At 31.2% G+C, this 14,783-nt stretch carries 11 protein-coding genes; 7 read left to right on the top strand and 4 right to left on the bottom strand.

From position 1 onward, the window contains the following. Nucleotides 1–130 precede the first annotated feature (130 nt). The 4 genes from proC (at nt 131) to IMZ30_RS10230 (ending at nt 3,937) form a co-directional block, all read left to right on the top strand. Complete coding sequence (proC, locus tag IMZ30_RS10245; protein WP_207038211.1) at nt 131–934, top strand: pyrroline-5-carboxylate reductase; 804 nt, start codon at nt 131–133, stop codon at nt 932–934. 15 nt (nt 935–949) lie between these two features. Beyond that, nucleotides 950–1,720: a glutamate 5-kinase gene (gene proB / locus IMZ30_RS10240; RefSeq protein ID WP_207038210.1), complete on the top strand. Its 771-nt coding sequence runs from the start codon at nt 950–952 to the stop codon at nt 1,718–1,720. A gap of 10 nt (nt 1,721–1,730) precedes the next feature. Then, nucleotides 1,731–2,930 carry a glutamate-5-semialdehyde dehydrogenase gene (locus IMZ30_RS10235; RefSeq protein ID WP_207038209.1) on the top strand — a complete coding sequence of 400 codons (1,200 nt, stop codon included), beginning with the start codon at nt 1,731–1,733 and terminating at the stop codon, nt 2,928–2,930. Between the two features lie 143 nt (nt 2,931–3,073). Continuing rightward, a complete protein-coding gene (locus tag IMZ30_RS10230; protein WP_073193044.1) occupies nt 3,074–3,937 on the top strand; it encodes an RNA polymerase sigma factor RpoD/SigA in 864 nt (287 codons plus the stop codon). Between the two features lie 157 nt (nt 3,938–4,094). On the opposite strand, the gene IMZ30_RS10225 is transcribed toward IMZ30_RS10230, so the two are convergent. After that, complete coding sequence (locus tag IMZ30_RS10225; RefSeq protein WP_207038208.1) at nt 4,095–7,175, bottom strand: tetratricopeptide repeat protein; 3,081 nt, start codon at nt 7,173–7,175, stop codon at nt 4,095–4,097. A gap of 172 nt (nt 7,176–7,347) precedes the next feature. On the opposite strand from IMZ30_RS10225, the gene IMZ30_RS10220 reads away from it, so the two are divergent. Genes IMZ30_RS10220 through IMZ30_RS10210 form a run of 3 tightly spaced genes read left to right on the top strand, consistent with a single transcriptional unit; the run spans nt 7,348 to nt 11,120 of the window. Continuing rightward, nucleotides 7,348–8,040 carry a cell division ATP-binding protein FtsE gene (locus IMZ30_RS10220; RefSeq protein ID WP_207038207.1) on the top strand — a complete coding sequence of 231 codons (693 nt, stop codon included), beginning with the start codon at nt 7,348–7,350 and terminating at the stop codon, nt 8,038–8,040. Between the two features lie 2 nt (nt 8,041–8,042). Further along, entirely contained in the window at nt 8,043–10,190 is a 2,148-nt protein-coding gene (locus IMZ30_RS10215) for a M3 family metallopeptidase (protein ID WP_207038206.1), read from the top strand. Between the two features lie 42 nt (nt 10,191–10,232). Beyond that, on the top strand, nt 10,233–11,120 hold the full coding sequence (locus IMZ30_RS10210) for a glycosyltransferase family 2 protein (protein WP_207038205.1): 888 nt from the start codon (nt 10,233–10,235) through the stop codon (nt 11,118–11,120). Here IMZ30_RS10210 and IMZ30_RS10205 read toward each other — a convergent pair. From IMZ30_RS10205 to IMZ30_RS10195, 3 genes are read right to left on the bottom strand one after another with little or no spacing between them, the layout of a single operon-like run. Then, entirely contained in the window at nt 11,090–11,872 is a 783-nt protein-coding gene (locus tag IMZ30_RS10205) for a glycosyltransferase family A protein (RefSeq protein WP_207038204.1), read from the bottom strand. The two genes, IMZ30_RS10210 and IMZ30_RS10205, sit on opposite strands and share 31 nt — an antisense overlap. A 38-nt stretch (nt 11,873–11,910) precedes the next feature. Further along, complete coding sequence (locus IMZ30_RS10200; RefSeq protein ID WP_207038203.1) at nt 11,911–13,494, bottom strand: sulfatase-like hydrolase/transferase; 1,584 nt, start codon at nt 13,492–13,494, stop codon at nt 11,911–11,913. Further along, on the bottom strand, nt 13,491–14,780 hold the full coding sequence (locus IMZ30_RS10195) for an O-antigen translocase (RefSeq protein WP_207038202.1): 1,290 nt from the start codon (nt 14,778–14,780) through the stop codon (nt 13,491–13,493). The genes IMZ30_RS10200 and IMZ30_RS10195 overlap by 4 nt, the downstream gene beginning before the upstream one ends. Nucleotides 14,781–14,783 lie beyond the last annotated feature (3 nt).

Genomic DNA, 14,783 nt, shown 5'->3' with positions numbered 1-14,783 from the left:
TTGCGAATTTTAACCTCTTTTAAGTCTTTTTAGTGAATTATCGATAAAATATCGATATAATTCTACATCTAATTAAGTTCGCATGAAAATTGTACATTTTAAATAAATATTAATCAAAAATAAACTAAACATGAAAGTTTTAGTAATTGGTGCAGGTAATATGGGTCTTACCTATTCTGAAGGAATGGCAAAGTCTCCTTTACTTAACCGTAAAAATTTAATGATTCACGACGTATCTGCTGATACAATCGAAACTTTACGAAAAATTTCTTACTTCGATGTATACGAAAAGCTAGAAGATTGTTTACCAAAAGCTGATATTGTTTTCATAGGTGTAAAGCCTTATCATGCAGATGATTTATTCAAAAAAATGAAGCCCATGCTTAACAACAACCAAATAATGGTGTCATTAATGGCTGGTGTAACAATACAATCTATGATAGATGGTTTAGGTGTTCCAAAAGTGATCAGGACTATGCCTAACCTACCCGCAAAAGTAGGTAAAGGTGTTACATCTTACACCGAATCTGAAGCTGTATCAAGAGTTGAACTCCTTATGATTAGAAATTTACTAGATACAACTGGTGAATCTATCCATGTAAAAAATGAAGAATTCATCAATAAGTCAACTGGTATTTCAGGAAGCGGACCAGCATACATATTTTACTTTATGCAATCAATGCTAGAAGCTGCTAAAAAAATGGGCTTTTCAGATAATGATTCTAAAGTTTTAGTCTCAAATACTTTTGAAGGTGCTGTCCAGTTATTTAATGAATCTGACCTTTCGCCAGAAACTTGGATGGATCGAGTTGCTTCAAAAGGCGGAACAACTAGAGCTGCTCTAGACTCTATGGATGATAATAATGTTAATCAACTAATAAAAGATGCTGCATTTGCTGCTTTCAATAAGGCGGTTGAATTAGGCGAATCATAATTAATACTTCAAAATATGCATTCTAAACGAATTGTCGTAAAAGTCGGCACAAATGTTATGACTAACATGAACAACCGTATTGTTGGTCCAATACTTAAAAATTTAGTTCGCCAAATCGCCTATTTATATGAGCGAGACATTATCACTATTTTAGTTTCATCTGGTTCAGCAATTGCTGGTAAAGAAGTTCTCGGTGGATGCTCTGCCGAAGATAAATCAACAAGACGTCAAATTTACTCTTCGGTTGGCCAACCAAGAATGATGCGTCATTATTACTCAATGTTTCATGATTTCGGAATGCGTTGCGGTCAAGTCTTAGCAACTAAAAGAGATTTTGCACCCGGAAAGTATCGCGAAAATATGATTAATTGTTATGAAGGTTTATTAGCTGAAGGAATTATCCCTATCGCCAATGAAGATGACGCCGTTTCATTATCAATGTCTATGTTTACTGATAATGATGAATTAGCAAGCTTAGTCGCTGAATTAGTAAATGCAGACATGTTATTAATGCTCACAGATATTGATGGCTTATACACAGGCCATCCAGAAGCCGAAGAATCAAAATTATTACATCACGTAAGGGTTCATGATAACGTAGAACAATATGTTCAAGCAAGTGAAAAAGGCGAAGGTGAAGGCCGCGGTGGAATGAAGTCTAAACTTAAAATAGCTAAAGATACCGCTAGTAAAAACATACCGACGTTTATAGCTAACGGTAAAAATGAAAATATTATCCTTGATATATTAGAAGGAAAAGAAGTCGGTACAAAATTTACAATTTAAACTTAAATTTATGAAACTACTAGATACAACTTTAAAAAATAAAGTCTTACAATCTATGATGAATATCATCGATAAGAAAAGAGATGATATTATTGCAGAAAACAAAAAAGACTTAGAAGCTTTTAATCGAGATGACCAAGCATTATATGACCGATTAGTTGTTGATCAAGCTAAAGTTGATGGTATGATACAAGCCATAAAAGAGGTTAAAGATCAAGATGACCCAGTCGGTAATACAATTTCTGAACGCATCCTTGATTCAGGCTTAAAAATCGTCAATAAAACTGATCCTTTTGGTACCATAATGATTATTTATGAATCTAGACCAGATGTTACAATTGAAGCTGCTGTTTTAGCATTTAAAGCCAACAACAAAATTTTATTGAAAGGCGGTAAAGAAGCTAATAACTCAAACAAAATCTTAGAAACTTGTTGGCATGAAGCCCTAGAAGAAAACGGTTTAGACAAAGATTGGATAAGATTGATGCACATGAACCGTGATGAAACACAAGAATTTCTTCGTAATCCTTCAGAGAAACTTGACTTAATCGTACCAAGAGGTGGAGAACGACTAATCGAATTTGTAAAAACTCATGCTAAATGCGCAGTGCTAATTAGTGGCCGAGGTAATAACTTTTTGTACGTTTCAAAACATGCAGATTGGGAAAAAGCGAAGAAAGTCATCATCAATGCAAAAACTGATAAAATTTCAGGTTGCAATGCCCTTGATAAAGTATTGATTGATGAAAACATCAGTGATTTTGATAATAAAGTTAAAGATTTACATCAAACACTTGAAAATCATAAAGTAAAAACGATAATTGATGAAAACCTTAAAAGTCAATTGAGTGATGTTGAAGTTGCTGCTGATGAAAATATTTGGTTTGAAGAGTTTTTAGCAATGAAAATTCTTTTAGCAAAAGTAAGTCATCTTGATGAAGCTATTTCAATAATAAATAAATACTCAGGTGGTCATTCATCCGTTATTATGACTGAAGATAATGAAGAAGCGATGGCATTTATGCAACAAATAGATAGTGCTGCGGTTTATCAAAACGCTTCATCTCGTTTTACTGATGGTGGGCAAATGGGTGTAGGTGCTGAGTTAGCAATTTCTACAGATAAACTACATCATCGCGGTCCATTAGGATTAAAACAACTTGTTACTAATAAATATTACGTTTGGGGCGACGGCCATATTAGACAATAGTTTCAAAATTTATTTGTTATAAAGCGCAACCAATAAAGCAGTTGCGCTTTTTTTATTTAAAAATTAATATGTTTTGTAACATTTTGAAACATGGTAACGTAAAATATAAAACATAATAACCCATTAATTTCGTTTTATTTTAAATGAGACAACTAAAAATCACCAAACAAGTTACCAATCGTGAAACAGCTTCACTTGATAAGTATTTACAAGAAATTGGTAAAGTAGACTTAATTACAGCCGAGGAAGAAGTTGAATTAGCACAACGCATTAAAGCTGGTGACGACAGAGCTTTAGAAAAATTAACTAAAGCTAACCTTCGCTTTGTGGTATCAGTTTCTAAGCAATATCAAAATCAAGGCTTAACTCTACCCGATTTAATTAACGAAGGTAATTTGGGACTAATAAAAGCTGCCAAAAGGTTTGATGAAACAAGAGGTTTTAAATTCATTTCTTACGCTGTTTGGTGGATTAGACAATCTATTTTATCTGCTTTAGCTGAACAATCTCGAGTAGTTAGATTACCGCTTAACAAAATTGGGTCAATAAACAAAATTAATAAGACCTTTGCCATTTTAGAGCAACGCCATCAAAGACCTCCAAGCCCAGAAGAAATCGCTAAAGAACTTGAAATGACAGTTAGTGATGTAAAAGAATCACTAAAAAATTCTGGAAGACACATCTCTATGGATGCACCTTTAAAAGATGGTGAAGACTCTAACTTATACCATGTTTTAGATTATGGTGAATCTCCAAATCCAGATCAAGAATTGATTCAAGAGTCTTTACAAACTGAAATTGAACGTTCTTTAGACACTTTAACGCAGCGTGAAGCCGATGTTATTCGATTATTTTTTGGTTTAGGCAATCAACAGCCTATGACACTTGAAGAAATTGGTCAAACCTTTGGTTTAACGCGTGAGCGCGTTAGACAAATTAAAGAAAAAGGCGTTAGACGTCTTCGCCATACATCTAGAAGTTCAATTTTAAAGAAATATTTAGGTTAACTATATTTGTACTGAATAATTGTAACATAATTATTCGTTTTTAATGATTGATATGGCAAAGCCGCTAATTTAGCGGCTTTGTTGATTTTATTAGTTGGTAAAATTTATTTATCTAAAAGCAGAAAGTGTTTTAACTTAAAATATATGAGTTACAATTTTAGTTATTACCTTCAGATGATGGGACACTTTCTTCAACTGAGTCATCTTTATTTTCAGTTGAAGTTTTATTAACTTCAATTGAAGCATTAGTTTTAGCTTCTTCTTCTTTAATTTCAGCTAAAGTCGCTTCTGCATCTTGCTTTATATTCGGGAAACTCTCACCAAAATTTTTAATTATATTTTCTAAAATATAAGTTGCTTGATAAGCATCTCCTAAAGCATAATAATTCTTTGCCATGATATAAAATGCTTTTATGCTATATTGCTTGTATTGGGCAAAGTTTTTGGTAATATTTTGAATAACTTCATTTGACGCCTCATATCTACCATCTTGATTTAAAAAGTAAGCATTGTAGTATAATGCTTCAGCTTTTAATTGACCAGAAGCCATAGCTTCAACATCTTGATAGGCTAACTTTGCTCGCTGTAATTGATCGAGTTTAATAGCTGAACGAGCTGTAAACAGTTTTGCATCTGCTATAATATCTTTATCAATATTAGGCAAGTCTAAAATTAAATCTGCATATTTAATAGCATCTGTATATTGTTTTGTTTGATAAGAAGCTTTCATTAAATTAGTTTGAGCAAAAACTATATTTTGAGTGAAATTAGCTTCATTTTCAAGACGTTTTAAAAGTGGAATCGCTTCTGTATAATTATCTTCAGATAAATAAATCGTAGATAATTTTCTTAATGACTCTTCTGTAAATTCACTACTACTCGACTCGATTACATATTGGTAGTGTTTTTTAGATTCTTCTTTTTCTTCTTGGTCATACAATAATTGTGCTAAATAAAAATTTGCATTTAGTGTGTGAATACCTTTTGGAAATTGATTTAGGTATTTCTTAAATCCTTTAATGGCAGCATCAACATTGTTTTCTAAAAATTTATTTTCTGCAGATTCGTAAGTAGCATTATCAATATCTGCATCTGCTACATCAACAAAATCGAGTTGTTTTACCCAAGATGCATAAGCTTCAGTTTGACCTAAATCTATATAAATAAGCCTGACCGTTTGTACAGCTTGTAAGGCTTCCTTAGAATTTGGAAACTTTTCAACTAATTGTTTTAATTGTTTTAAAGCCTTATTATTTTGACCTTGATTATAGTAAACTAAACCAAGCTGAGACTGAGCTTTAGCTTGATATGCGCTTGCTGGATAACTTGAAATTAATTGTTGATAAGTAGAAATAGCTTGCTTAGAATTAGACTCGTTAGCATAGGTATTGGCTAAAAAGTATAGTGCATCGTCAACATAAATTGATTTTGGATATTGATTAATGAATTTATTAAGTTCTTCAATTTTTCGATCATTTTTATTTACAAAACCATAGCTGTAAGCTTTTTGAAAAAAGGCATAATCACTTTTAAACTGGTTCATCGCAATAGCTTTATTGTAGGCTTCCATTGCAGGCCAATAATCGCCTTCAGCAAAGTTTGCATCACCAAGTCTTACATAAGCATCATATACTTCAGCTGTTGCCGAATTTAAGTCGGTAAATGTTTTAAAGGCTATTCTTGCTTGAGCATAATCTTTAAGTTTAAAATAGGTGTAACCAATATTGTAGTCAATTTTAGGGTAAATCGATTTTAAGGATTTTGCACTAGACATGCCTTTAAACGCTTTATAGCCTACTAGTGCCTCTTTAAAATTGTTAAATAAATAATCAATTTCAGCATTCCAATAGGTGGCTTTAGCAATTAACTCAGAATCAATTCTTTCATCTAAGGATTTTTGAAAATAGACTTTCGCTTTTGCATATTCACCTGCTTGAAATAGCTCAACCCCATATAAATACGCCACTTTTTGGTAAGCCTTTTTGTTTTTGAAAGCATTACTACCTTCTAACATGTTTATGGCTTCTTTAAACTGTTTTGAGGTAATATAAGAGTTTATTAATAATTCTCCTATTTCAGTTGAAGCTTCAGATTGTGGATATGCTTCTAAGAAAGATTTTAATACTTGTGGCACTGGCTTATAAGTATTACCTATCTCGTAACTTAACTTAGCGTAATTTAAAAAAGCATCTTCTTTAATTTTATCATTAAAGGGCATTTCAGAAGCATTTTTAAAAGCATTTAGTGCTTGTGTTTTTTTATTAGTTTTTAAATAAGCTTGAGCTAAATGGTAATAGGCATTTTGAGCCACAAAATCTTTACCATCAATAATTTTATTAAACTCACTAATAGCTTTTTGATATTGTTCAACTTTATAATAAGCAAAACCGAGTTGATAATAATCGGTATTATTCCACTTACCACGTTTTCCTTTGTAATTTTTTAGATAATCAATAGCTTTACTGTATTCCTTAAGGTTAAAATAACTTTCTCCAACAATTTTATTGAGTTGAGATCTTTCTAGGACATTAGATTTTGGGAGTTGCTCGAGGCCTAAATCAATAGCTTTTTGAAATTTACCTAACTTGAAATTCATGTCACTTTGAAAGTAAGATAAGTTATTGCCCTTAAGTCCATTTTCTTTAGCTTGATTAAATAAGGTATTGGCATCTTCATAGTTATTATCTTGATAGGCCATATAACCAATGTAATATTTAGCTTGAGCGCCATAAGTTTTATGGTTCCTAACTCGATTAAAATAAGCTTTTGCTTGTTTAAAATTTTTAGTTTTAAAAAGCGTGTAGGCGTAATTAAAATAAAACTGATCTTTATTATCAAAATTCAAGACACTTTGGTCAACTTGAGTAAACCATTTTTTTGCTGACCTATAATCACCTGACTCAAAATAAAAATTAGCAACACTTAAAAAGGCTATTTTACGTTTGTTGCTTTGAGGGTAATGTTTTACAAAATCAAGCATTAATTGATCACTATTAGGTAAGCCTAAACGTACTGAAGCACTTGCTTTATAATATGCAATATTTGAAGCTAAGACAGAACTTCTTTGCGTCTCAAGGCTATTAAATTTATCTAGTGCAAGTTTGTAATAATTTTGATCATAAAACTCTACTGCTTTTTGATATTCAGCCAAGTTACTTGTATACTGCTTAGTTTGCTGAGCAAAACTAAAGTTATTCCAAATTAGTGCTAAAACAATGACATATTTTATAAATCGCATAAACCAATATTTAAAAATCAAAGATAAAACTCTACGTTTATATAACGTCACCGGACAGACTTAATTATGCAATAAACATTAATCTTTAATGTAATGAATAACAGTTTTCAGTTCATACTTTTATTTTAGACTCCATAAATTAATAGTATCTTTAAATTTTAAAATATAACTTATGTCTTCAACTATTTTAGAGTTAAAAAATGCAAGTATATACCAGCGTGAAAGCCTTATTCTATCTGAAGTTAACATTAGCATCAATAAAGGCGAATTTGTATATTTAATTGGTAAAACTGGTACTGGTAAGAGTAGTTTTATGAAAACGCTTTATGGCGATTTACCTCTAAATCATGGTAGCGGACACATTGTTAATATTGATTTGAGAAAACTAAAAGAAAAGCAAATTCCGCAACTAAGAAGAAAGTTAGGTGTTGTATTTCAAGATTTTAAATTGTTAAATGACCGCACAATTAAAGATAACTTATGGTTTGTTTTAAAAGCCACTGGTTGGAAAAACAAACAAGAAATGGAACAAAAAATTGATGAAGTTCTTGAAAAAGTTGGCATGCGCACAAAAAATTTCAAGTTTCCTTACCAACTCTCAGGTGGTGAGCAACAACGCATCGCTATTGCCAGAGCTTTACTAAACGATCCAGAACTCATTTTAGCCGATGAACCAACTGGAAACCTTGACCCACAAACTTCGATTGAAGTTATGGAAGTTTTACAGCAAATTAATAAAAACGGAAATACAATTTTGATGGCTACTCATGATTACGCACTTTTATTGAAGTATCCTTCTAAAACTCTTAAATGTGATGGCCAAAAAGTATTTGAAGTCGTCCAAAAAACACAAAAACAAGTTTAGATATGAAAATCTCAAAAAATACAATTATCATTTTAGCCTTAGGCCTTGGCTTAACCGCATGTAAAAATGAAGCCAATAAAGATGAACCTGAAATGAGTACTAACACATTATTACAAGCCTGGGATGGCCCATATCAAGGCGTACCAGCTTTCAACCAAATGAAGGTTGAAGAACTTGAAGAAGCTATGGACAAAGCCATAGAAATACATCTTAAAGAAATAGAAGCAATTGCTCAAAATCCCGAGCCTGCTAACTTCGAAAATACCATTGCAGCAATGGAGCGTTCAGGTAAAGTTATTGATCGTGTTTACACTTACTATGGCATTTGGAGCAGTAATAAATCTAGCCCTGAGTTTAGAGCTGTACAAGAAAAACTATCACCTAAAATCTCTGATTACTCCTCTAAAATCAATCAAAATAAAGCCTTATTTCAACGTATTAAAACCGTTTTTGAAAAAAGTCAAAAAAAGCCGCTTAAACCACAACAGCAACGTGTTGTCGACTTAATTTACAAAAACTTTGAAATGCGTGGTGCCAACCTAAATGAAGAAGACAAAAAACGCTATGCCGCTATCAATAAAGAATTAGCAAAGCTATACACGCAGTTTTCTAACAACGTGTTACATGACGAAGAAAACTATGTCACTTATTTAGACAGTACTCAATTAGACGGCTTACCAAAATCATTTGTAAGTGCCGCTAAAAAAGCCGCTGAAGAACGTGATCAACCCAATTTATTTGCCATCACTAACACACGTTCGTCTATGGATCCGTTTTTAACTTACTCAACAAATCGTAAATTAAGACAACAAGTTTGGGAAAATTATTATTCACGTGGTGATAATAAAGACGAATATGACAATAACGATCTAGTAAAACAAATACTAACATTACGTGATGAAAGAGTTGAACTACTCGGGTATGAAAATTATGCAGAATGGCGTTTGCAAGACCGCATGGCTAAAAATCCTGAAAACGCAATGAAATTATTAATGGAGGTTTGGCCAGCTGCAATCGCAAGAGTTGAAGAAGAAGTTGCAGACATGCAAGAGGTTGCTAAGAATGAAGGTAAAAACATTAAGATAAAACCCTGGGATTATAGATTTTACGCAGAAAAAGTACGACAAAAAAAATATAATTTAGATTCTGATGAGGTTAAAGAATATTTGGTTCTCGAAAACCTTACAGATGCTATATTTTATGTAGCTGGTCGTTTATTCGATTTTAAATTTGAAGAAATTAGAGATGGTAGCGTTCCTGTATTTCATGAAGATGTTAAAGTTTATGAAGTTACCAAATTATCAGATGGTACTCATGTTGGTTTATTTTATTTAGATCCTTATGCTAGAAAAGGAAAGCGGTCTGGCGCATGGGCTACAACTTATCGGTCTTACACCTCATTTGATGGCGAAACCAACGTATTAGCCTCAAATAATTCAAACTTTGTTGAAGCTAAAGAAGGTGAACCTATCTTAGTATCATGGGATGATGCTGAAACTTTTTTCCACGAATTTGGTCATGCGTTACATTTTCTAAGTTCAAATGTAAAATACCCAACTTTAAATGGTGGTGTTCGTGATTACACAGAATTCCAATCACAACTACTTGAGCGTTGGCTATCTACTGATGAAGTAATTAATCAATTTTTAAAACATTATAAGACTGGCAAACCAATGCCTAAGACCTTAGTTGCTAAAATTAAAAAAGCATCTACATTTAATCAAGGCTTTGCTTCAACAGAGTTTCTAGCATCTGCTATTATGGATATGAAATATCATACCACAGATCCTAAAAGCATCAACCCACGCGAATTTGAAAAAGAAACACTTAAAGCTATTGGTATGCCCGATGAAATTGTCATGCGCCATCGTACACCACATTTTGGCCATGTATTTTCAGGTGAAGGATATGCTACAGGTTATTATGGTTACTTATGGGCAGATGTATTAACCTCAGATGCTGCCGAAGCTTTTGCAGAAGCTGATGGAGGTTTTTATGACACTGCACTTTCTGAAAAATTAGTAAAATATTTATTTGAACCTCGCAATGCCATAGACCCTGTTGAGGCTTTTAGAAAATTTAGAGGTCGTGATGCAAAAATTGACGCCTTAATGCGTGATCGTGGTTTTCCAATACCAGATTCTAATTAAAAAATCAACTCAAGCTGTTTAAAACCAGCTTGAGTTCTTTTTATGCTAAGTATTTTAATTCCCTGTTATAATTATAATGTTACAGCATTAGTTCAAGCGCTTCAAAAACAAATTGATACGCTTAAAAATAATGTTGAAATTATAGTTTTAGATGATGGTAAGCACTCTTACAACACAGTAAATAAGAAGCTGAGTGATGATGAACACCTCACCTACTTACAAAACAAAACCAACTTAGGACGAACTAAGTCACGACAAAGTTTAGCAGAAGCAGCTCAATTTGAAAATTTACTTTTTTTAGATGCTGATGTATTACCAGTTCAACCTCATTTCCTTCAGAAATACCTAAAATTTCTTAATGAAGATTTTGGTTTGATTTACGGCGGAAATTCTTATGATTACCAATTAATTGATAGTTCTAAAATACTTCATTATAAGTTCGGAAAGCATCGAGAAGCTAAAAGTCTAAAAGAACGTTTGAAAAATCCCTACTTGAATTTCACATCGCAAAACTTCATTATTAAAAAATCAGTTTTCCTTAATTTAAACACAAATCAAACTAATAAATATGGTTACGATTTGGTATTTAGCTATAAATTAAAGCAACTAAAAATTCAAGTATTACAAATTGATAATCCTGTATTTCATAAAGGTTTAAATGATAATCAAGCATTTTTAAAAAAAAGCCTTCAAGCCGTTACTAATTTAGTTGAATTTGAGCGTAAAGCAGAAATTTCAATGACACATACTAGGCTTCAACAGGTTTACCAAAAATTAATTAATTATAAGTTAACTAGAGTTTTCAACGCTATAATTTATGTAATCAAACCCATTTTAAAGCGAAATTTAAAATCTTCAAAGCCTAAGCTAATAGCTTTAGATTTAATGAAATTACAGCATTACATTTCTTTACGTTCTAAAGATTTATAAAGACTAATTGCTTTTTGACATGCTCTAAATGTCTGTGGAACTTCAGTATAATTTATATAATTATTCCTTAATAAATAAAACAAAAATTTAAAAAGCCATAAGTAAACAAATTTACCGTAAGTTCTATATTTTAAAACGGTTTTAGTGGTGATGTAATTTAATTCATGTTGTTTTTGACCTGTACTTTGTTCTGGATGCTTCAAAACTATTTTATTAATAAAATACCAACGCAGTTTTTTTGATAAGATTTCATTTAAAAAAACCTCATCTTCTCCACATTTAAAAACAGCGCCTAAACCAAATAAGGGATCAAATTTTAGATGGTTTAGTTTTGTGAGCTTCATATTTAAAAGCATTTCAACTGAAGAAGCTTTAAATTTTTTTGGTGCTCTACGAAACAAACACGAAGTCTTAGGATATTTTTTGGCGGGTTTATGATTAGCGTTTCGCATCTGAAAAGAGAATAAAGCTACATCTTGAACTGTGTTAATAGCTTCAATATAATTTATCAAACAATCTGGTTCATAAATAACATCATCATCAGCGATAACTGCAAAGTTTGTTTTACAATGCGCTAAAGCTAGATTTCGGCTTTTACTTAAACCAAATTCAGTTGAGTTTATAATACAGTGATTGTTGAAAGAAGATTGTAATTCTTGGGTTTTACTTTGATTAACAATAACTAAGTTTAAGTTTTGCCAATCATGAAACGGAAACATATCGTCTAAAAAATCAAGTTTAGACTTATTCATGGTTGAAATTAAAAACGATATGTCATTTGCTGTATAATTCAATTTTTAAATGCTTTGTCATAATGAATTGATTTGCCAACAACACGATCATTATTAACTTTAAAGTCTTTAGAAAAGATACTCTTTTCAGGATGATAGGCATCAAATTTTAAATGAGATAAGTCTATAAATGAATGGATGAAATCTCGCATAACATAAGGTCGATCTACTGCGATATTTAAGTTATTTAGTTGCTTATATTTGTTAGATTGCCATAAAAAGAAAGGTATTTCGAACATAGAAGCAGTAGCTTTATAACCATCATTATGGCCTATAAAGTTTTCATCTTTATAAACTTCGTCACCGTGATCTGAAAAATATAAAACATAACTGAGTGCATCTTTAGCTTTAACTTTTGTAATTATCTCATTCAATAAATAGTCTACATATACAACCGAATTATGATACGCATTAATTTTTTGATAGGCTTCGGTTGAAGGAAACTTAGTTTCAGGTGGATTGGTGAAAGTTTCAAAATTTGGTGGATACCGCTTTTGGTATTCGTTATGTGTAGCCAATAAGTTTAAAACAATAAATTTTTTTTGAGCAGAATCGTTTAATGCCTTTTCTAAATAGGGCAATAGAACTTCATCTAAAGGTGTTTTACTTCCCCATTTTGCAGTATTTGTATAAACAACTTCATCTGCTGCTAAAGAAATTTTTGTTAATAATGTTTCGTGTAAACCTACTGGACGTTGGTTAGATAACCAAAACGTTTTAAAACCAGCTTTATTCATAAGCTGTAATATAGAAATATCTTGTGCTGCTTTTAAGTGATTTAATGTTAAGCTTTCTCTTAAAGCTTCTATAGTATGAGTTTGCGAGCTAATAACATTGTTGTAGATCTCTAATTCAGATGAAAGTTGACTTAGTTTAGGTGTTGTGTTTCTACTATTACCATAAATCCCTAAAGCCGATCTTGTAGTTGATTCACCTATAACTAAAACATAAGTTTGGGCATCATCATTCAATTTTGAAGTAACTTGAAAATCTGGCGATATAGGTTGACTAATTTTTAAATCTTTAAATTTTTGACTTTCAACATAGTATTTAACTACGCTCCTAGTTGTAATATAAGTAAAATTTGGTACGATGTATCCAGTAAACTTTAATATTAGTAAAATAATAAAAGATAGTATTAAGCTTAGTGGTTTGTGTTTTGAGAAAAATGAAGCTTTTTTTAATAAGCCAAATTTTTGATACGAAAAACTTAAAATAACGATTACAAGAATTACTGCAATTAAGTTAAAACTAACATAGGTATTGATAAATTCTTGTGCTTCGGCTTGGTTGGTTTCTAAAAAAATATAAATCGCAGATGCACTAAAAAATGTATTGAAACTGGCATAAAAAAGGCTTTCTAAAGCTATAAAGCTTAAATGAAAAGCATAAATTGCTATTAACAGAAATGACTTCAACCTGTTTTTAAATACTTCAACGATTAAACACAACACTAAGCCAATGCTCAAATTTTCTACTAAATTTTGAATCAAATACGTATCAAATTCATAGTAAATCAGTTCTATAGTATTAACTAATAAAGCTGGTAGAATCCAAAAACTAAGGTGTTTTACAAATTTCATATCGACTTATGAGCAAATAAAGTGCTTTTAAATATAATTAGAATTATTAAAAAATAAGCCGCATAACTTATGGTATGACCAATAACAGCAGATTTTAAACCAAATTGATTGATCAATAAAAATGTTGAAAAATACAAGCTAAATGCTAGTAAAACATCAGTGATTACGTAATGCCATATCATTTTTTTTGCGTGAAACTGAGCAACTAAAACCAAAGCCAAAACACGAAATAAATCACCAACTTCTTGCCATAAAAATAGTTGTGTTGTTGGTAAAAATTCTTTTGTGAGAACAATTTTTACAATATAACCTTTAAGAAAAAAAACAAGTACTAATCCAACAATAAAAAAAGGCATAAATTGTTTATAAAACTGAAATACAATTTGTCTAAAATCTTTTACTGTTTTAGAGTTAGCTAATTTTGGTAAAATCATTAAATTGATTAATGAAATAGCAAAGGTGATATAAAGTGTTGAAATTCTAAACATAGCTTCCCAATATCCAGAAGCTTCTAAGCTTAATTCATCTACAAGTAAATTTCGAATATTTAAATAGGTTAACGGAAAAATTAAGGTTGATATTATAGTCATGAATGCATAATCTCTAAATCCTAACACATAGATTTTTTTAACTTCAGAAAATTGAAATTTATAAAAAACCAGATTAGATTTATAAGCAACATAAATGCTATAAAGTCCAAGTAAACAAGGGACAATTGCAACACTTAACAAAGCACCTTTAAGACCATAAAAATAGAGACAAGTTATAAAAAACAATAAATTAAATATATGCCCGAAAATATTGATTTTAACAACTGTATTAAATTTTTGATAGGCTTTTAAAATAGATTGTAAATGAATATTAATCACATATAGCGGCAATACAAAAGCTAAGATTCTAATTAAGTCGCTATGGTTTTGCTGAATAAAAACAAAATTGTTAATCGCATCTGCAAAGATGAAACATGTAAGCATGACAAGGGCACAAATTGCACAACTGATATAAAATAAAGTTGACTGAAATGCTTTCGATTCTTGTACAGAAGTTTGTGAATCTGCAGCGTACTTAATAACCGCATTATGAATGCTTCCTGTACTAATTTTTTGAATTAACTCTGTTGCATTGCGCCAATTTCCTAATAAACTAATCCCTGTTGAACCTAAAAATATTGCCGTTAATTTAGAAGTGATAAAAGCTGAAATTAACTTAATCAATAAAGATACAGAGTTTGTTGTACCAACTTTTAGTAGTTCAGAACGATTAAATAAAGACCGTAATTTCTTCAAAAG

Source organism: Psychroflexus sp. ALD_RP9, assembly GCF_017311165.1.
Taxonomy (GTDB): domain Bacteria; phylum Bacteroidota; class Bacteroidia; order Flavobacteriales; family Flavobacteriaceae; genus Psychroflexus.
The sequence above is the reverse complement of the archived record's forward strand: the minus strand, read 5'-3'. Positions and strand labels throughout refer to the sequence as shown.